Raw genomic sequence first — 19,917 nt, 5'->3', positions numbered from 1 at the left:
TGTTAATGCCGGTTTTAAGATCGACGAATCGTGACCATCCCTATGGCAAGGCTGACAATAACCCATAAATAGAGTGGCCAGCTCCCTAGTCGATGATAGGGCGTCTGTCCGCGAGTCGGAATGATCTCGGCTCTCAACACTGCCGTTTCGAATTGCGGGATTTGATGCGTGATTCGGCCATAATGATCGGTGATCGCGGTGACTCCGTTATTTGTCGAACGAATCAGAGGCTTACCAAGTTCTAAGGCGCGCATACGGGCAATTTCCATGTGCTGTAATGGGCCAATCGAGTGACCAAACCAAGCGTCATTCGATAAGGTCAGCAAAAAATCGGTTTGTTCGGTGACATTTACACGAAGTTGTTCATTAAAGATGATTTCGTAACACAGCGCGGGGGCGAAGGCGAATCCTTTAGCGATGATATTCGGTTGAATATAATCTCCCCGACTAAACGAAGACATGGGTAGATTAAACAGGGGTGCCAGTGGTCTTAGCCACTCTTCGAAGGGCACAAACTCACCAAATGGCAACAAGTGATGTTTGTGATAGCGTTGCGTCACATCGTAGCGATATTCTGTATGTTCCGTCTCACCTAACGCTAAAATACTATTAAAATAATGCCCCTGTTGATCATGGTTTAAGATACCGGTGATGACCGCGCTCTGGTTCATTTGTGCGGCTGAATCTAAATTGCTAAGAAATGACCCAATTTCTACTTCAAAAGCAGGGATGGCGGCTTCTGGCCAAATAATAATATCGGCATCCCAATTTTCACGGCTCAGATCGGTATATTTCATGATAGTGGGCCAGCGTTGGTTGGGGTGCCATTTTAAAGATTGTTGAACATTTCCTTGGATAATCGCTACGCTAGTGGCTCGTTCTGGTTGCGGTATCACCCATTGAACCGAACGAAGTGCGAAACCGATGATGAAAATACCGATAGGCAGCAGTAAGTAGCGCCAAGCTTTGTTTTGCCAAGCATAAGCGCATGAACCAGCACAGATCATCAGTAATAATGTTAATAGCTCAACACCCGCCAAAGGAGCGAAAGAGGCCAACGGCCCGTCGATCTGGCTATAGCCAAGCCATAGCCAGGGGAATCCGGTCATTACCCAGCCGCGTAACCAATCACTGATCAGCCACAGGGCGGGAACGGCGAAGAGAAAACGGGACCAATGAGTGGTTGAGAAAAAACGATTAAGAGCCCAAGCAAATAGGCCGTTATACAGGGCGAGATAGGCAACAAGTAACAACATCAGTAGCAAGCCAGCAATTTTCGGCATGCCTCCGAAGGTATCAATACTGACGTATACCCAACTGATCCCAACACCAAATTGGCCAAGTCCCCAGCCATAACCGAGCAATGCAGCTTGTTTGGGCGTTTTCTTCTCAATAAGCAGCAATAAAGCTAAAGGGCTGAGAATGGCGATCGGCCAGATCTGATAAGGGGCAAAGGCTAATGTGGTCAGCGCGCCAAAAAAAACAGCCAAGATAGGCTGTAAGCGGCGTGAAATAACATCTTTCATCCAGTCATGCTCTCATTAAGTGATTCGGGCAGAGATAGCCTGAGTCAGCATCGTTACCTTTAAGTTTGACGCGAATCGTCAGCGTTATGTTGATGATTCGCGTCAAGGTTCAATGGTAGTGATTCGATAATCACTGTGACTGGCGGTTCTCGATAACGAGCTACTCTTCCATGGTTTCTGGAAGTGCTTGTAAATCAGGAATGGTGACTTGCAGTTGGACGACTCTTCGACTGTCAGCGGCAGTGACTTTAAAGTTATAGCCGCCGATATCAATCACCTCTCCACGAGAAGGTAAATGGCCAAAGGCCGTCATCACCAAACCGCCAACCGTATCGACTTCTTCATCGCTAAACGAAGTACCAAACGTTTCGTTAAACGATTCTATGGTCGTTAACGCTTTCACGGCGTAGGTATGTTTACTTAATTTACGAATATCCAGTTGCTCTTCATCATCGAATTCATCCTCGATATCTCCGACAATTTCTTCGAGAATATCTTCAATCGTGACTAGACCGGATACACCGCCAAACTCATCTACGACAATCGCCATATGATAACGTTCCTCACGGAACTCTTTTAATAGGCGATCAACGCGTTTACTCTCAGGGACCACCACGGCAGGTCGAATGACTTCTTCGATATTAAATGGGGCGCTGCTTGAGCCTAAGTATTTGAGTAAGTCCTTCGCTAGAAGTATGCCTTCGACATGGTCTTTATCTTCACTGATAACAGGATAGCGGGAGTGTTGAGCATCGGTAATGATCGCAATCAGCGTATCCATATCATGGGTGCGTTCAACGGTCACCATCTGTGAGCGGGGGATCATGATATCCCGTACTCTCATCTCCGCAATTTCCATCACGCCTTCAAGCATGTCGCGTGTGTCGTGATCGATAAGGTCATTGATTTCTGAGTCTCTGATCACATCAACCAGGTCTTGACGGTCTTTAGGATCCGTTTGAAACAGTTGACCTAGGCGTTCAAAGAAGGACTTTCTACTCGGACCTTCAGATTTTTCTTTTTTTCCTTCGGTCGAATAGGGCGAGTTATCGTCGTTCATTATTTCTCTTATTGGTAACGCTATCAGATGTGTGATAGCTCACATGTAAGCTTATACGCGATGAATCGGTTCCCGACTAACCAAGCGGTGCAGTGGTTGTTACCTTAATGCTAATGGTTAACCTACAGCGCTGAGTTAATGGGGCGTATTGGCTTAGTTTTTCTCCGCTAAATATGGGTCATCAAAGCCCATGTTTAGCATGATTTCTGTCTCAAGGGCTTCCATCTCGTCCGCTTCTTGATCATCAATATGGTCATAACCTAGCAGATGAAGAGTGCCATGTACAACCATATGCGCCCAATGAGCCATCAAAGGCTTCTCTTGTTCAAGCGCTTCTTGCTCAACGACTTGTCGACAAATGACTAAATCACCCAGTAGATCCAGCTCAATTTCCGCTGGGGCTTCAAATGGAAAAGATAGCACATTCGTCGGTTTATCTTTGCCACGGTAGTTTAAATTTAGCTGATGACTCTCCGCTTGATCAACAATACGAATGGTGACTTCGGCTTGAGATTGAAAAGGCGTTACTGCGGCGCTAAACCAGATCAGGAAATCGTCAAAGCTAGGCAGGCCTTGCTCATCTTCAACTGCAATTTGTAAGTCTAGTTCGATAGACATGACTAATGAGATTCCTCAATGTTCGATGTTGCTGCTGGCGTCATATTCGTGTGTTCACGTTCTTCACGACGACGTTGCTCATTGATTTTACGCTGTTTTTGGTCTTCAGCTTCCCATTTTTCATAAGCATTAACGATACGAGCAACGACTGGATGACGAACCACATCGTCAGCTAAGAAAAAGTTAAAGCTAATTTCATCAACCTCATTGAGTACTTCAATCGCATGGCGTAATCCAGAGCGAGCACCACGGGGTAAATCTATTTGTGTTACGTCACCAGTGATCACCGCGCGTGAGTTAAAACCGATGCGGGTCAGGAACATTTTCATCTGTTCTACGGTGGTGTTCTGGCTTTCATCAAGGATGATAAATGCATCATTTAGCGTGCGTCCACGCATATACGCCAGTGGCGCGACTTCGATAACATTACGCTCAATGAGTTTTTCAACGCGTTCAAAACCGAGCATTTCAAACAGAGCGTCATAGAGTGGACGTAAGTAGGGATCAACTTTTTGACTTAAATCACCGGGTAAAAAGCCCAGTTTTTCCCCCGCTTCTACCGCTGGTCGGGTGAGAAGGATGCGTCGCACTTCTTGTCGTTCTAGAGCATCAACCGCGGCAGCTACCGCCAAATAGGTTTTACCCGTACCCGCTGGACCAATCCCAAAGGTAATGTCGTGGGTGACCATATTCACTAAATACTGAGCCTGGTTTGGTGTCCGAGGCTTAATCACGCCTTTTTTGGTTTTAATGAACACTTCTTTACCATAAGCGATGGAAGATTCGTGATTTTGTTCGAGTACGCCTGCTTCTTTGATCGCAAGATGAATACGCTCAGGTTCAATATCAGCAATGTTGCCCTGCAGAGGGGCTGTGTCTACGTATAACGTTTTGATGATTTCTAAGGCGGCAGCGGCGGTATGAGGTTTACCGACAATAGTAAAAAAATTGCTACGATGGTTGATTTCTACACCGAGACGGCGCTCAAGATGCTTGATGTTGTCATCAAAAGGACCGCAAAGGCTGGCTAAGCGGCGATTGTCGGAAGGGTCGAGAGTGATCTCTAAGGTAACGATTTTATTGCTCAAATTGGCCTCTCAATAAATCATGATGGCGTAGCCGATGGTGACCGGCTAGCCATGGAATGTTGTGACCAAAAGCGTCAATCTTCCTCACACGTCATTATGAGGGGGATTTACCCCATATTATGGCGTGAAAGAAGTAACGCCTAAGGCATCTTCTCGGCGCGTTCTTGCCATCATTTGTGAAGGCGAAATAACGACGCGTAGGTTCATTTCCGACTCAGTACGGATCAGTTCACCACGTAGGGAGTTGGAGAAGACGTCAACAATCTTCACATCAACGAATTGACCAATCAGATCGGGTGAGCCTTCAAAGTTGACAACACGGTTATTCTCAGTGCGTCCGCGCAGTTCCATCAAGTTTTTCTTTGATGGGCCTTCGACTAAAATACGCTGTTCAGTATCAAGCATCAAACGAGAATAGCGCATCGCTTGGCTATTAATTTGTTGCTGAAGTTCATATAGGCGCTCTTTTTTCGTCTCTTCCGATACATCACAAGGGTAATCGGCGGCTGGCGTACCAGGGCGAGGTGAGAAAATAAAGCTAAAGCTCATATCAAAATCAACGTCTCTGATCAGTTTCATCGTGGCTTGGAAATCATTGTCCGATTCGCCTGGGAAACCAACAATAAAGTCAGAGCTGATTTGAATGTCCGGACGAGCTTTACGCAGTTTACGGATGATCGATTTATATTCGATCGCCGTGTGTGGGCGCTTCATCATGGTTAAGATGCGATCACTGCCACTTTGTACTGGAAGATGCAGGAAGCTCACTAGCTCCGGCGTATCTTCGTATACCGCGATGATGTCATCAGTAAATTCTAGCGGGTGACTGGTCGTAAAGCGAATACGGTCAATACCATCGATTGAAGCCACTAAACGTAATAGTTCAGCAAATGAGCAGATGGTCCCATCGTGCATTGGTCCACGATAAGCATTGACGTTTTGCCCTAGTAGGTTGACTTCACGCACACCTTGATCGGCCAATTGTGCTATTTCATATAACACATCATCCATCGGACGGCTCACTTCCTCACCACGCGTATAAGGTACGACGCAGTAAGTACAATATTTTGAGCAGCCTTCCATGATGGAGACAAAAGCGGTAGGGCCTTCTGCTTTAGGTTCAGGTAAGCGATCGAATTTCTCGATTTCAGGGAAAGAGATATCCATCACTGGTGCATCAGTCGATTGTGATTGCTTGATCATTTCAGGCAAGCGGTGCAAGGTTTGTGGGCCAAAAATCACATCAACAAACGGGGCGCGCTCACGAATATGATCGCCTTCTTGGGTTGCCACACAGCCGCCGACACCAATCACGACACCTGGTTTTTTGTCTTTAAGATTTTTCCAACGCCCGAGTTGATGGAAGACCTTCTCTTGGGCTTTTTCCCGGATTGAACAGGTATTAAGTAGAAGTACGTCTGCTTCCTCTGGCTCTTCAGTTAGCTCATAACCATTTGCCGCGTTGAGCAAATCGGCCATTTTCGATGAATCGTATTCGTTCATCTGACAGCCCCAGGTTTTAATTAGCAGTTTCTTACTCATCTCACTTTCGCTCGTTCAATAGTTTGTTCAAATAAGGATCCGCCATCACGACGGTAGCGGCGTATTGTACTGCTTTCGTTTGTGACTGACTAGGGTTAGAAATAAATTATAACCGTTGCTGTTACTGGGTTTTTACCCTGTTTTATACAAGGTTTTAGGACAAATATGTTCGCAAAAAAAAACTCACTCCGTACAATGGACCCAGAAAGAGAGTAACCCAAAAGGGTCAAGCATGAATAATTTTGATGTTGTTGTGGTCGGTGGTGGAATGGTCGGTGCCGCCGCTGCTTTAGGCTTTGCAAAACAAGGGCGACGAGTGGCGCTAGTCGAAGGCTATGCTCCGCAGCCATTTTCGCCAGAGCAACCGATGGATGTGCGTATTTCGGCCATCTCGCAAACCTCTGTTGATTTATTACAATCCTTAGGCGCTTGGTCGGCAATTGCAGAAATGCGTCTCTGTCCTTATCGTCGTTTAGAAACTTGGGAGCACCCAGAGTGTCGCACTCGTTTTTCGAGTGACTCTTTAGGATTAGCGCAACTGGGTTTTATGGTTGAAAATCGAATCCTTCAATTGGGGTTATGGGAGCAGTTTGCACTGTATCCAAATCTGACGCTATTTTGCCCCGATCAACTCAATTATATTGATTTTAGTACTGAACTCAAAACGATCACTTTGCAATCGGGTGAGGTTTTGCATAGCCAATGGATTATTGGTGCGGATGGCGCTCAGTCACAAGTGAGAAAAATGGCACAAATTGGCATCACGGCTTGGGATTATCGCCAACACTGTATGTTGATCAATGTTGTGACGGAAAAACCACAACAAGACATTACTTGGCAACAGTTTTTTCCTTCTGGACCCCGATCGTTTTTACCGTTAACCGGTCATCAGGCTTCATTGGTATGGTATGACTCACCACAGCGAATTAAGCAACTGGCGAGTTTATCATTAAGTCAACTTAGAGAAGAGATCCTTAACCATTTTCCACAAGAGCTTGGTGATATTGAGGTGTTGCAGCATGGTCATTTTCCATTAACTCGTCGTCATGCTCAGTGTTATGTCAAGCAGGGGTGTATTTTAGTCGGCGATGCCGCGCACACGATTAACCCTCTTGCAGGGCAGGGGGTTAATCTCGGTTTTAAGGATGTCTCAGTATTATTAGCGGTGACAAAAGAAGCCTCATTGTTCACTGCAGCGCATTTTGCTCAGTATCAGCGTCAACGTCGCCCTGATAACTTATTGATGCAAACTGGCATGGATGTATTTTATAAAACATTCAGTAACGATAAATTACCTTTAAAAGTAATGCGCAATGCTTTATTGAAAGGGGCGGATTATACGGGACCGATTAAGCAGCAGGTATTACGCTACGCGCTTGGTTTGTAAGTGAGTTAGATGGCGAGCGATAAAACAAAAACGCTGCCATGATGGCAGCGTTTCGTTTCAAGTCTTGAGTGTAAGTTAGCGATAAGTCGCTTATTTAGTTACACGAAGAACGGGAGTTTCACCAACCGTCACAGAACCTGACAACTTGCTCAGTTCTTTAATCTCATCCATGTTAGAGATAACAACCGGAGTCAGTGTTGATTTGGCTTTTTCTTCTAGCAAAGCAAGATCGAATTCAATAATTGTGTCACCCACTTTTACTGATTGGCCTTCCTGAGCGATACGCTTAAAGCCTTCGCCTTTCAATTCAACGGTATCAATACCGAAGTGAACAAACAGCTCAACGCCATCGTCAGATTCAATAGAGAATGCGTGATTCGTTTCGAAGATTTTACCGATAGTCCCGTTTACTGGAGCAACCATTTTGTTACCAGTAGGTTTAATCGCAATACCATCACCAACGATTTTCTCGGCAAACACGACATCTGGCACATCTTCAATGTTTACAATTTCACCAGAAAGCGGTGCAATAATTTCAATTGCACTTGCGTCAGCGCTGTCATCAGAGACTAGCTTTTTAAGTTTGTCAAACAGACCCATTGTGTCATGCTCCTAACGTTTCAAATTTATTCTATACCAGTATAGTATACCAATCCCAAACAATAGACGACTATTTTTATATCCTTCAAGGAGTTTGCTGATCGTCACCTATTGTAGGGGGCTGATGGCTTATTGGCACTTCTCTGCGATGAATTTTTCTACACACGCTTCAATTTCAGCGGCGGTCGGTAATGACAACGCATGTTCTGCCATGGCTTTGACTTCTGCAAAATTGGTGTTACGAATCACTTTTTTTACTTTAGGGATAGAAATACCACTCATCGAGAATTCATCTAATCCCATACCCAGTAATAGTAGTGTTGCGCGCTCATCTCCTGCAAGCTCACCACACATTCCGGTCCATTTTCCTGCAGCGTGAGAAGCATCAATCACTTGTTTAATCACTGTTAAAACCGCTGGTGATAATGGGTTATACAAGTGAGAAATCATTTCGTTACCGCGGTCTACCGCTAGGGTATATTGGGTCAAGTCGTTGGTGCCAATCGAGAAGAAGGCCACTTCTTTCGCTAAATGATGAGCGATCGCTGCTGCTGCTGGTGTCTCCACCATCACACCAATTTCGATGTTTTCATCGAATGCTAGCCTTTCGCTGCGTAGCTCAGCTTTGTACTCTTCAATGGCATTTTTCAGTTCACGAATTTCTTCAACTGAAATGATCATTGGGAACATGATGCGCAATGTGCCGTGTGCCGATGCACGTAAAATACCACGCAACTGATCGCGCAGAATATCACGGCGATCTAAGCTAATACGGATTGCACGCCAACCCAAAAATGGGTTCATTTCTTTTGGTAAATCCATGTAAGGTAAATCTTTGTCACCACCAATATCCATAGTACGGATAATGACCGATTGGCCTTTCATCGCTTCGGCAACTTGCCTATAAGCTTGATACTGCTCTTCTTCGGTCGGAAGGGCGTCACGGTCCATAAATAAGAACTCGGTACGATACAGACCAACACCTTCTCCGCCGTTACGAATGATGCCATCGCAATCTTTTACGGTACCAATGTTACCGCACACTTCAACACTATGCCCATCAAGGGTTTGTGCTGGAAGATCTTTTAATTTGGCAAGTTCTTCTTTTTCAGCAAAGAAGTCGCGCTGTACTTGTTTGGCTTGCTCAAGTTCAGCTTCGGTTGGATTAACAAAAATTTTGTTATTAATTGCGTCGATGACCAGCATGTCACCATTTTTTACTTGTTTGGTAATGTCATTAGTACCAACAATCGCAGGCAGTTCTAGCGAGCGAGCCATGATTGAGGTATGTGAGGTGCGGCCACCAATGTCACAAGCAAAGCCAAGCACATAATCAAGGTTGATTTGTGCTGTTTCTGAAGGCGTTAGATCGTAAGCAACCAAGATAACTTTTTGATTAATATCACTGAGTGATACGATATTAATGCCTAATGCATTTTTTACAAAGCGGGTGCCGATATCACGAATATCCGTTGCACGCTCTTTCAAATATTCATCATCGAGCGATTCAAGGGCAGCGGCTTGCTCTTCAATCACCGTATAAATCGCGTTATCTGCTGATAATTTATCATTTTTGATGAGGGCTAAAATTTCGTCTTCTAGCTCTTCATCTTCCAGTAGCATGATATGGCCTTCGAAGATGGCCTCTTTCTCTTCACCAAAGGTCTCAAGCGCTTTTTGTTTAATGACAGTGAGCTGCGCGGATGATTTTGCGCGTGCGTCGTAAAAACGCTCAATTTCTGCTGCTACATCTGCGTCTGAGATGGTGTTTGTGTTTAGGACTATTTCATCTTCTTGAAGTAGTAGTGCTTTACCGATAGCAATACCTGGAGATGCTAGGATGCCTGAAATCATAGCCTTACCTTAAATTGGTCAACTGTAAACGGGAGAATATGGACGATGTGCCAACAATAACATTTAGCTTATTGTTGGTCATATTTCAAATAAGGCCACTTTGTCGTTTAAACAAAATGACCTTTATCTAAAATAGAGAGCGTCGATTAGTGAAGTTGGTCCATTAGGGCAACTAGATGGTCAACGGCTTCTTTCGCTTGAGGGCCTTCAGCCGAGATAGAGACCACTGTGCCTTTAACTAGGCCAAGGGTTTGTAGTTTAAATAAGCTTTTAGCACTGGCGCTTTTACCGTTTGAAGTGACAGTAATATCTGCATCGAACGCTTTTGCTTCTTTAACAAACTGTGCAGCTGGACGAGTATGAAGACCGTTTTCTGCAGTGATTTCTACTTGCTTCTCGTACATGTGTTATACCCCAATTAATGTAGTTTTTGTAAGTTGTTCACTTAGATAAGCTTAACCTTAACTGCCCATTTCTGCTAGCGGAGTAACGGGATTTTCGTGGTAGCGCTTATTTCAGTTTAAAACAATCAATGGCTGAGGTAGAGTTTTACCAAAAATCAGCCTTGACTTTAATCTTGCCTGCTTCTTTATTTTGAAGCTAGAAATAAAACATCCCGATATTACCAAAGGTGGGGCAAGGATCAACAAAAAAGCCCCTGTATGGGGCTTTTTTAAACGAAAATTTGATTTAATCACCTATTACTGTTGGTTTTCTTTCTCAGTAAAAATACCGGCAAAGAGCGCTGTACTTAGGTAACGTTCACCTGAGCTTGGCAGCACAGTGACAATGGTTTTTCCAGCAAATTCAGGAAGTTCAGCGAGGCGATTAGCGGCGACAACCGCAGCGCCTGAAGATATTCCGGCTAAAATCCCTTCTTCTTCCATTAAGCGGCGAGCCATATCGATGGCTTCATCAGACGTCACGGTTTCTACACGGTCAATCAGTTCTAAATCTAGGTTGCCTGGAATAAAACCTGCTCCAATACCCTGAATTTTGTGTGGCGCAGGTTTTATTTCTTCTCCTGCCAAAGCTTGGCTGATCACTGGCGATTCTGCTGGTTCTACGGCAACAGAAATGATCGCTTTACCTTTTTCACCCTTAATATAACGGCTTGTTCCGGTGAGAGTACCACCAGTGCCCACCCCAGCAACGAAGACATCAATTTGGCCATCGGTGGCTTCCCAGATCTCAGGGCCTGTGGTTTTTTCGTGAATAGCAGGGTTGGCTGGGTTATCGAATTGCTGAAGCAGTAAGTATTTACTTGGGTTGCTGGCGACGATTTCTTCTGCTTTGGCAATAGCGCCTTTCATGCCTTTTGCTGCTTCAGTCAATTCAAGGTTAGCACCAAGCGCTTTGAGTAGTTTACGACGCTCAAGACTCATCGACTCTGGCATAGTTAAGGTCAGTTTATAACCACGGGCTGCAGCCACAAAGGCCAAAGCGACGCCAGTATTGCCACTGGTTGGCTCGACTAGCTCAATTCCTTCTTTTAGCTTGCCTTGCTTTTCTGCTTCCCAAATCATGTTAGCGCCAATACGACATTTAACACTGAAGCTTGGGTTACGTGCTTCTATTTTGGCTAACACACGGCCGTTACTGACTTTGTTTAGGCGAACCAGAGGAGTGTTACCGATAGTCAGAGAGTTGTCTTCGTAAATTTTACTCATTGTGCTGTCCCTTTATTACGCATAGATCAATCGTTGATGCGTTGCTACAAATTGGTTGATACTGGTCAAGAATAGAGATTCAATAGAAAAGTAAAAGGATTAAAAAGTTATAACTTATTAGCGATTTATTAGATGGCTTTATTCTCTTCGCTTATAGACTGATGTGATTCATTACCTAGGTAGCTGAGCTACTTAGCGGACATCGTCTTGCTGGCAGATGCCGAGTGATTGGTGTGGGAATATTTAAACTCACCAACCCACATGGCGGTGGCTCCGCATACTGCAATTGGCATAATAAAAAGATTAACGACAGGAATCGTGGTTAACAGCGCGACTATCATGCCAAAGCCGTAAGTTTTACCTGGTTTTTGTTTTAACTGGTTTCGCATCACTTTAAAGTCAACTTTATGGTTATCAAAGGAATAATCACAATATTGGATGGCGAGTATCCAAGCGGTGAATAAAAACCAGACGATGGGCCCTAGTGTTTGCCCCAGGCCGGGGATGAGTAACAGTAGAAATAATCCTAGTGCTCGGGGAATAACGTAAAAAAGCTTTTGTCCCTCACGAAGAAGAATGCGTGGCGTATCCTTGAGTACAGAGAATAAGCTGAGATCGCTTTCGATTTTCCCGGTTATTTTTTGCTCGACTTTTTCGGCCAATAGGCCATGAAAAGGCGAAGCAATAAAATTAGCTAGCGTGCTGAAAAAATAGGAAAAGGTACCGAGGATGGTGATAGTGAGCAATGGCCAAAGCAGATAATATAGCCAAGATAAAAAACTAGGTAGAGCGTCAAGCCACTGGGTTATCCAATCGTTAAGATGGGTGAAAAGATAATACAAAGCCGTTCCAATCAGTAGCACGTTGATCATCAAAGGAAGTAAAGTAAAACGACGGATGCCTGGTGAAAAAGCCAGATGAACACCATCAAAAAAATAATCTAATCCAGAGCGTGTGGGCATGGTCTCTTCCGAAATGAACGCAAAAAAACAGAATTTAGAGTGTAACTGAAGCTTACAATAATAAAAATGCGCCTGTAGACGTAACTTCTAACATTAAGTTGTTCTAAATCAGGGGTAACTTTTGGTAAAGTAACCTTATAGTTTGATACACCCCACCTTGGCAGACGTTCAACATAGGCGTTAGAGCTCGGAACATCAACACCGAAACACTGAGAGTTTAAGATGCAGGAATTGCGATTCGTACTCATTATTGTTGGCGGGCTAGCGATAGCCGCTTTATTGTTTCATGGTCTTTGGACCAGTAAAAAAGAAGGTAAGTCGAAGTTCGGCGATAAGCCGCTCGGGCGTATCAATGTTGAACATCAAGATAAGAAGGCCGCAAAAGAGGCGAAGTTGGCGTCAACTGACGAAGTGACTCGCCCTGATCGTCGAGAGCCTGATTTTGGTTTAACTGGTCATGATATTGACCCTCTAATTGCTGATTATGATTTGCAAGACAGTGGCGATGCAACACAACAAATCGTTCCTAAACATGATCTCGATACAGCAGCGCCAGAACCGAGCGTTAAATTAAAGGCTGACGCTATTTCAGAAGAAAGTCGTATCGAAACGTCGATGGTTGAACCGCAACCTGAATCTATTACTCCGGCTCAAACTGAAACACCTGAAGAAGAGCCTGAAATGCAGGTGATTGTGCTTAATGTACACTGTGCAGGTGCTGAGCCTTTTGTTGGTAGCAAGTTATTTGACAGCTTTCAGCAAAATGGGTTGTTGTATGGTGAACTGGATATCTACCATCGTCATGCTGATTTATCAGGAACGGGTAAAGTGTTATTTAGCGTGGCTAATATGTTACAGCCGGGGACATTAAAACATGACGATCCCGCTGAATTTACCACCAAAGGTATCTCTTTCTTTATGACCTTGCCTTGTTACGGTGACGCTGAGCAGAATTTCAAGTTGATGCTTAAAACGGCTCAACAAATTGCCGATGATATGGGCGCTAATGTTTTGGATGATGCACGTAACCTGATGACACCCAATCGGCTAGCTGAGTATCGTAAGCAAATTCAACAGTTCAAACTTAAACAGCAGTAATTAACACCTCATAAGGCTCCGACCGGAGCCTTTTTTCATGATCCGAGAGAATACCAATGCAACACGTAGAGCAAAGATTACAAGAGTTACGGCAAATCCTGAATGAACATGCGATACGTTATTACGTGGAAGACGCCCCGACCATCCCTGATGCTGAATACGATCGGTTGATGCGGGAGTTATTAGAAATTGAAGCGCAATATCCACAATGGGTAAGTGAAGATTCGCCTAGTCAGCGTGTTGGTGGGGCACCATTATCGAGTTTCGAATCAGTCACTCATGAACGACCGATGTTATCGTTAGATAATGCCTTTGCTGATAGTGAGTTGGATAGCTTCTTTCGTCGTATCGGTGAGCGAGTTGCTGCCACTCAGCATGCTCGTTTTTGTTGTGAGCCTAAATTGGATGGGTTAGCAGTTAGTCTGTTGTATGTGGATGGTCGATTAACTCAAGCTGCGACCCGTGGCGATGGTACGACAGGTGAGAATATCACTGAAAATGTACGTACCATCAAATCGATCCCTCTCAAACTCTCTGGAACTGGATGGCCTTCAAGGATTGAAGTTCGAGGTGAAGTGTTTATGCCCAAAGAGGGTTTTGAGCGAATGAACGCTCAAGCACTGAAAAAAGGTCAAAAGGTGTTTGTTAACCCACGTAATGCGGCCGCTGGAAGTTTGCGTCAACTTGATTCTCGTATTACGGCTAAGCGTCCTTTAGCGTTTTATGCTTATAGTGTCGGAGTGGTCGAAGGTGCTGAGTTATCGACCAGTCATTATGACCGTTTTTTACAGTTAAAAAGCTGGGGGCTTCCAGTTAGCCCTGAGACGCAGCGCGTAGAAAACGCTCAGCAAGTTAAAGATTACTATCAAACGATTATGGCAAAACGAGCTGACTTGCCTTACGAAATTGATGGTGTGGTGATTAAAGTTGATGATATTGCACTGCAAGAGAAATTAGGATTTGTCGCTCGTGCTCCTCGCTGGGCGATTGCTTATAAGTTCCCTGCTCAAGAGGAAATGACTCGTTTAAATGAGGTTGAATTTCAAGTAGGAAGAACCGGAGCCATCACGCCTGTTGCTAAGTTAGAACCGATATTTGTTGGTGGTGTGACGGTGAGCAATGCGACGTTACATAACGCGGATGAGATCGAGCGATTAGGCGTAATGGTTGGCGATACGGTAATTATTCGCCGTGCTGGTGATGTTATCCCACAAATTGTTTCCGTGGTGTTGGAACGTCGTCCTCAAGAGGCTCAACCGATAATTTTCCCGAGTCACTGTCCAGTTTGTCAATCTGATGTGGAACGCGTCGAGGGCGAAGCGGTTGCTCGCTGTACTGGCGGCTTAGTGTGTCAAGCGCAACGCAAAGAAGCGTTAAAGCACTTTGTATCACGTAAAGCAATGGATGTAGACGGTTTAGGCGATAAAGTTATTGAGCAGCTCGTAGAGCGAGAAATGGTCGAAACGCCAGCCGACTTATTTAAACTCCGAGCGGGTGAGTTAACCGTATTAGATAGAATGGGCCCTAAATCGGCTCAAAATATCACTCAGGCACTGATTAACGCTAAGCATACGACCTTAGCCCGATTCTTATATGCCCTAGGTATCCGTGAAGTTGGCGAAGCAACAGCGATGAATCTGGCTCAACATTTTTGTACTTTGGAAGCAATTAGCCAAGCCTCTATTGAGCAGCTGATTGAAGTTCAAGATGTAGGAATGATTGTGGCGAGTCATGTGCATGCTTTCTTTAGTCAGGAAAAGAACCAACGTGTTGTGCAAGAATTAAGAGACTTAGGCGTAACGTGGCCTGATATTGAACCTCAAGATGTTGCAAAGCCACAGCCACTGGCCGGAAAAACAGTGGTATTGACGGGCTCTCTGATTCAATTATCACGTAGTGAAGCTAAAGCGGCTTTACAAAGCTTAGGGGCAAAGGTGACTGGTAGTGTATCAAAAAATACCGATATGCTGTTTGCGGGCGAGGCGGCAGGATCTAAATTAGTTAAGGCTCAAGAGCTGGGAATCGAAATATTTTCTGAGCAAGATTTGTTGGATCTTCTCACCTAACGATTTTAAATGCTAACCAAAACCCTTAACCATTGATCAATGGTTAAGGGTTTTTTATTGTCAAAAATAACTTAATTTAGAATAAGAAATTAGTGAGATAGACTGTAACTATTTTGTCACTTTCTATTTTTGATCAATGCGACCGACTTCAATTATTCAATTATTTTTATTTTTAAGCTGTTGTTAATTAAGTTGTTTTTTTTATTTATTGTTTAATGTGTTAATTATTCGATCTTGATCACTTACTCACTTAAAATTTGTTATGGCTCATATTTTTTTAGTTAAAAATTAAGATCTGATTGATGTTTTACCCTATCCAGATAGTCTTAATGCATGGATACACAATGTGTATGCAGATAGTGATGAGAGATAGTACTTATTCTCATACAAGGAAAAGCTTTCTCCCTTCGGCGGCCAACTTTTGGGGGAAAACATAAAAACAGCTATATCCATTTTTAGGAGTTTTCCATGGACAAATATTTTAAACCTTCCTTAGTCGGTGCAGCCGTTGCAACAATGCTTGCATCTGGTATTGCATTCAATGTTTCAGCAGCAGATAACTACGAGGTTTATGGTGTTATCGCATTACAAGCCGCTTACCGAGATTACGATGCTGGTAATAAAGAAACCGATGATAAGTTAGGAGGCTCTCAGCTTAATAATGAATCTCGAATTGGTTTCCGTGGCGAGAAAGACTTCAAAAACATTGAATCAACTTTTATTTGGCAAATTGAAGCTGGATATGTTGACCCATCCTTCTCTGATCCTGGTTCTGAACTAGGTGCTCGTGATACGTTTGTAGGTTTTAAACACGATAGTTATGGCACTGTTCGTTTAGGTCGAGTCTTGTCACCCCTTTATGAATTGGTGGATTGGCCAGCATCTAACCCTGGTTTAGGTGATGTATACGACTGGGGTGGTGCTATCGGTGGAACTAAGCATCAAGACCGTGCTTCAAATACGATTCGTTGGGATACACCAACATTTGCAGATAGCCTATCTTTTAATCTAGCGTATGGCATGGCTGGTAAAGATGGAGCGCAGAAAGGTGATGGTAAAGATTATTGGATAGGTGCCGCTGCGCATTATAAAGTTTCTGTTTTCCAATTTGATTTAGCTTATGAAGGTAACCGTGACGTAGCTAAAGAGAGCACTGAATGGGATAATGACGCCTATCTATTTGGTGTTCAAGGATGGTTTGATAATGGACTTTCCTTCTATGCACAATATAAGATGATGGAAGCAAAACCTGTCGCTGGTGATAAAGAGAAACAAAATGCGTATTCAGCAGGTTTGGCTTATACGACTGGTGATTGGCAGTTTAAGTTAGGTTATGCTAAAAATGATGAGCTTAAAGTTGGTGGTAGTAAGCTAAAAGGTTCGGATGATGATGTACTGTCTATACAAGCGCTGTATTTTGTAGATCCATCAGCGGTGCTTTATGCCCGTGCTCGTACTCTTGATTTTGGTGATTCATACAAAGGTCGCTGGAAATCAGCAGATTATGATGAGTACTCTGTCGGTGTAGAATATTATTTCTAAACGAAGTTAGACTATTGAGTTGTAGAGTAAAGGCGAGCTTCGGCTCGCCATTTCATTTTAAGGACGTTCTATGAAAGTTTTACCTATCAGTTTACTTATTTCATTATTGAGTATTTCGTTTAGTGGATATGCGGTGATTAATGTTAACTTTGACCGTGATATTCAATTGTTAGCGGTGAATGGTGAATCGGAAGGTGTTAATTTTGGACATCGTTCCGAATTGACTTTAGATCCGGGTGAACACCAGTTACTTGTACGAACTGAGCGAATTATTCAGATGTCTGGTAAGCAAAATAAATATAAATCCCCACTGATAGTATTAAAAGTCTCTGGTGATTCTGGTGTTGTCAACTTAACGTCGGCAATGACTATTCGCGATGAAAGTAATGCCAGAGAATTTGATCGTCGTCCCAGCTTAAATATAGAGGTTACTCAAGGTAATCTTGTTATTGACCAAGATTTTATTCCTGGTCGTTCATTTGCTTTCATGGGAGATTACACTAAACAACTTCGTCAATTTAATCGAACGGAGAGTAAAGCTGCGATAAATGAGGTATCAATGCACAGCTTTACTACACATCCTACAGCGTTGGTAAAAGACGTGCCAATTGATAGAGATAAATTAAAAGCGATTCAAAAAATTTATCTTGAGCTGGATGAAAACCAGCAGAAATCTTTCTTATCATGGGCAGTAAGCCAATAATTAAAAATATGATGAATATTAGCCAAATTGCTAAATTAACAGGATTAAGTGCTAAATCGATTCGTTTATATGAAGAGAAAGGTCTAATCACTGTGCCATTACGCTCTACAAGTGGTTACCGAACTTACACACCACAGCATATCGATGATTTGTTATTAATTGCTCGCTGTCGGCGAGTCGGTTTTAGTTTGGATGAGTGTAAAGCCATGCTCACACTGGCCAATGATCCACAGCGCACGCGCGCAGCGGTGCGTGCGCGAGCACAAGAAAAGTTACAGGAAGTCTCAAGTAAACTGACCGAACTTACCTTGATTAAGCAGCAGCTTGAAGAGTGGATTGCATCTTGCCCCGGTGATGAAGGGCATGATTGTCCGATCATTAAAGAATTGAAGGGTTGTTGTAAAGATGTAGACGATAAGGCCTGATAGATTCTCATCGTTTTTCTACTGTCTACTTCTGACTGAAGCTACAGCAGCGTTAGTTACGTAGATTTACCTTAATCATACATTCATAGAGTGAGTGAGAGCTATCCTTCACTCTCACTCAAGGCAAGTGCTTATTTTTCTAAAGGTTGATAAGGTTTAATTTTAAGCGTAATCCCATCAAGCGCGATAACCTCTACCATAGATTCAGCGGCAATATCTTGATCACTGATCGCTGACCACGTGCTATCCCCCAGTTGTAATCGAGTGACGACTTGCGCTTTTACGGGTTCAGTGAGCAATAGTCGCCGTCCAATTAACTGTTTCTCTTTCTGATTTAGCGAGCGTTGAGCATCGTCATATCGATCCGATTTAAATTGGCGACGCCACCAGAGCCAAGTTGTTAATAGTACAAAGCTGGCAAACGCCATCCACTGCAACTGCCATCCCATTGGGATGAGCAGCATAATCAGACCAACTAAAAGAGCAGATAGGCCAAGCCATAAGAAGTAGCCTGCAGTTCCTAACAGTTCAACGGCTAATAAGGCCAGCCCGAAGGCTAACCAATGCCAGTAATTAAATTGAGCGAGCCATTCAATCAAGCGTTATCCCTTTTTATCTGCTGAATGTTTGAACATTTCTGCGACCCCAGCAATAGAACCCATCAAGCCCGTTGCTTCAAGTGGCAGCATAATGATTTTGCTGTTTTCTGCTTGGCCGATAGATTTTAAAGCGTCGGTATAGCCTTGAGCAATAAAATAGTTAACGGCTTGCATATCCCCTTTAGCAATGGCTTCAGAAACCATGCTAGTGGCCTTAGCTTCCGCTTCTGCGGCGCGTTCACGAGCCTCTGCTTGTAAAATTGCCGCTTGCTTATCACCTTCGGCTTTAAGGATCTCGGACTGTTTTTGGCCTTCAGCACGTAAAATTTGTGCTTGGCGAACGCCTTCCGCTTCCAAGACTTCTGCGCGTTTATTCCGCTCGGCTTTCATCTGCGCATTCATCGCAGCCGTCAGATCGGCAGGGGGTTGAACGTCTTTGATTTCAATACGAGTGATTTTTACGCCCCAAGGATTGGTCGCTTGGTCAAGGATGGTCAGTAATTTTGTGTTGATCATATCCCGTTGACTGAGCATTTCATCCAGCTCCATTGAGCCAAGCACTGTACGCATATTGGTTAATGTCAGGTTACGAATGGCGTGTTCCAAATCCGTGACTTCATAAGCGGCTTTCGCCGCGTCAATGACTTGCACAAAACACACCGCATCGATGACGACGCTGGCATTGTCTTTGCTGATCACTTCTTGCGCGGGAATATCAAGCACCCGTTCCATCATATTGATACGGCTTCCAACTTTATCAACAAATGGAACAATGATGTTTAAGCCGGGGCGGAGTGTGTGGGTGTAACGACCGAAACGTTCTACCGTCCAGTTGTTACCTTGAGTGACGGTTTTTACTGCCGACATAATAAATACAATGGCGACGAAGACAAACACGCCGATTGTAATCAATGAATCAATAGCCATGACGTTCCCTTTGAGTAATAGACCTTATGACAACGCTTTACGTTGTTTAGGTACCAATAAAAAATCCAAAAATCATTGTGTATCAGAACGCCTGAATAGGCAATCATCAGCATGAAAAACTGAGGGCTAATGAGAATTTATCGTTGAATAATGACAGGGAAAAAAATGAAGGGTAATACGCAGGACAAAAGAGAGAAACCACATCACAAATTCAACGCTACCTTTTAGCTAAGATAGCGTTGTGAGTCAG

Annotated in this window: 18 protein-coding genes; 6 read left to right on the top strand and 12 right to left on the bottom strand. The window is 43.8% G+C overall.

Features of this window, described 5'->3' with window-relative positions; genetic code table 11:
- Positions 1-14: 14 nt before the first annotated feature.
- The 5 genes from lnt to miaB form a co-directional block, all read right to left on the bottom strand.
- Entirely contained in the window at positions 15-1,526 is a 1,512-nt protein-coding gene (gene lnt, locus FKQ60_RS03635) for an apolipoprotein N-acyltransferase (RefSeq protein WP_170906032.1), read from the bottom strand.
- Positions 1,527-1,686: 160 nt separating this feature from the next.
- Positions 1,687-2,586, bottom strand: coding sequence for a CNNM family magnesium/cobalt transport protein CorC (gene corC / locus FKQ60_RS03630; protein WP_004395717.1), 900 nt, complete (start codon positions 2,584-2,586; stop codon positions 1,687-1,689).
- 153 nt (positions 2,587-2,739) lie between these two features.
- Positions 2,740-3,204, bottom strand: a complete 465-nt coding sequence (gene ybeY, locus FKQ60_RS03625) for an rRNA maturation RNase YbeY (RefSeq protein ID WP_170906031.1) — start codon at positions 3,202-3,204, stop codon at positions 2,740-2,742.
- A 2-nt stretch (positions 3,205-3,206) separates the two neighbouring features.
- Entirely contained in the window at positions 3,207-4,292 is a 1,086-nt protein-coding gene (locus tag FKQ60_RS03620) for a PhoH family protein (protein ID WP_004395715.1), read from the bottom strand.
- A gap of 117 nt (positions 4,293-4,409) precedes the next feature.
- A complete protein-coding gene (miaB, locus tag FKQ60_RS03615) occupies positions 4,410-5,834 on the bottom strand; it encodes a tRNA (N6-isopentenyl adenosine(37)-C2)-methylthiotransferase MiaB (protein WP_170906030.1) in 1,425 nt (474 codons plus the stop codon).
- Between the two features lie 232 nt (positions 5,835-6,066).
- Between miaB and FKQ60_RS03610 the strand changes: the two genes are divergently transcribed.
- The gene (locus tag FKQ60_RS03610; RefSeq protein ID WP_170906029.1) at positions 6,067-7,221 is read left to right on the top strand and encodes a 2-octaprenyl-3-methyl-6-methoxy-1,4-benzoquinol hydroxylase; all 1,155 of its coding nucleotides are present in this window, start codon (positions 6,067-6,069) and stop codon (positions 7,219-7,221) included.
- A 90-nt stretch (positions 7,222-7,311) separates the two neighbouring features.
- On the opposite strand, the gene crr is transcribed toward FKQ60_RS03610, so the two are convergent.
- The 5 genes from crr to cysZ all read right to left on the bottom strand — a co-directional run bounded on the left by crr (position 7,312) and on the right by cysZ (position 12,307).
- Entirely contained in the window at positions 7,312-7,821 is a 510-nt protein-coding gene (gene crr, locus FKQ60_RS03605) for a PTS glucose transporter subunit IIA (protein WP_004395712.1), read from the bottom strand.
- Positions 7,822-7,950: 129 nt separating this feature from the next.
- Positions 7,951-9,675, bottom strand: coding sequence for a phosphoenolpyruvate-protein phosphotransferase PtsI (gene ptsI / locus FKQ60_RS03600; protein ID WP_170906028.1), 1,725 nt, complete (start codon positions 9,673-9,675; stop codon positions 7,951-7,953).
- Between the two features lie 146 nt (positions 9,676-9,821).
- Positions 9,822-10,079 (bottom strand): HPr family phosphocarrier protein, encoded by a 258-nt coding sequence (locus tag FKQ60_RS03595; RefSeq protein WP_004395710.1) that lies wholly within the window; start codon positions 10,077-10,079, stop codon positions 9,822-9,824.
- A 297-nt stretch (positions 10,080-10,376) separates the two neighbouring features.
- Positions 10,377-11,345 carry a cysteine synthase A gene (gene cysK, locus FKQ60_RS03590; RefSeq protein WP_004395708.1) on the bottom strand — a complete coding sequence of 323 codons (969 nt, stop codon included), beginning with the start codon at positions 11,343-11,345 and terminating at the stop codon, positions 10,377-10,379.
- Positions 11,346-11,533: 188 nt separating this feature from the next.
- On the bottom strand, positions 11,534-12,307 hold the full coding sequence (cysZ, locus tag FKQ60_RS03585) for a sulfate transporter CysZ (RefSeq protein ID WP_004395707.1): 774 nt from the start codon (positions 12,305-12,307) through the stop codon (positions 11,534-11,536).
- Between the two features lie 222 nt (positions 12,308-12,529).
- Between cysZ and zipA the strand changes: the two genes are divergently transcribed.
- From zipA to cueR, 5 genes are all read left to right on the top strand, one after another.
- Positions 12,530-13,405: a cell division protein ZipA gene (zipA, locus tag FKQ60_RS03580; protein ID WP_170906027.1), complete on the top strand. Its 876-nt coding sequence runs from the start codon at positions 12,530-12,532 to the stop codon at positions 13,403-13,405.
- Between the two features lie 56 nt (positions 13,406-13,461).
- The gene (ligA, locus tag FKQ60_RS03575) at positions 13,462-15,471 is read left to right on the top strand and encodes an NAD-dependent DNA ligase LigA (RefSeq protein WP_158138097.1); all 2,010 of its coding nucleotides are present in this window, start codon (positions 13,462-13,464) and stop codon (positions 15,469-15,471) included.
- A gap of 468 nt (positions 15,472-15,939) precedes the next feature.
- The gene (locus tag FKQ60_RS03570) at positions 15,940-17,013 is read left to right on the top strand and encodes a porin (RefSeq protein WP_154168738.1); all 1,074 of its coding nucleotides are present in this window, start codon (positions 15,940-15,942) and stop codon (positions 17,011-17,013) included.
- A gap of 70 nt (positions 17,014-17,083) precedes the next feature.
- Positions 17,084-17,716 (top strand): DUF2057 family protein, encoded by a 633-nt coding sequence (locus tag FKQ60_RS03565; RefSeq protein WP_158138099.1) that lies wholly within the window; start codon positions 17,084-17,086, stop codon positions 17,714-17,716.
- A gap of 11 nt (positions 17,717-17,727) precedes the next feature.
- Positions 17,728-18,141, top strand: a complete 414-nt coding sequence (gene cueR / locus FKQ60_RS03560) for a Cu(I)-responsive transcriptional regulator (RefSeq protein WP_170906072.1) — start codon at positions 17,728-17,730, stop codon at positions 18,139-18,141.
- 131 nt (positions 18,142-18,272) lie between these two features.
- Here cueR and FKQ60_RS03555 read toward each other — a convergent pair whose 3' ends face one another.
- Positions 18,273-18,740 carry an NfeD family protein gene (locus FKQ60_RS03555; protein ID WP_040904551.1) on the bottom strand — a complete coding sequence of 156 codons (468 nt, stop codon included), beginning with the start codon at positions 18,738-18,740 and terminating at the stop codon, positions 18,273-18,275.
- Between the two features lie 3 nt (positions 18,741-18,743).
- Positions 18,744-19,667 carry an SPFH domain-containing protein gene (locus FKQ60_RS03550; protein WP_004395700.1) on the bottom strand — a complete coding sequence of 308 codons (924 nt, stop codon included), beginning with the start codon at positions 19,665-19,667 and terminating at the stop codon, positions 18,744-18,746.
- Positions 19,668-19,917: the final 250 nt, after the last annotated feature.

This window comes from Vibrio sp. A11, assembly GCF_013048705.1.
GTDB classification, from domain to species: Bacteria; Pseudomonadota; Gammaproteobacteria; order Enterobacterales; family Vibrionaceae; genus Vibrio; species Vibrio metschnikovii.
Note: the sequence above shows the minus strand (reverse complement) of the source record. Positions and strands in the feature narration are given on the sequence as shown.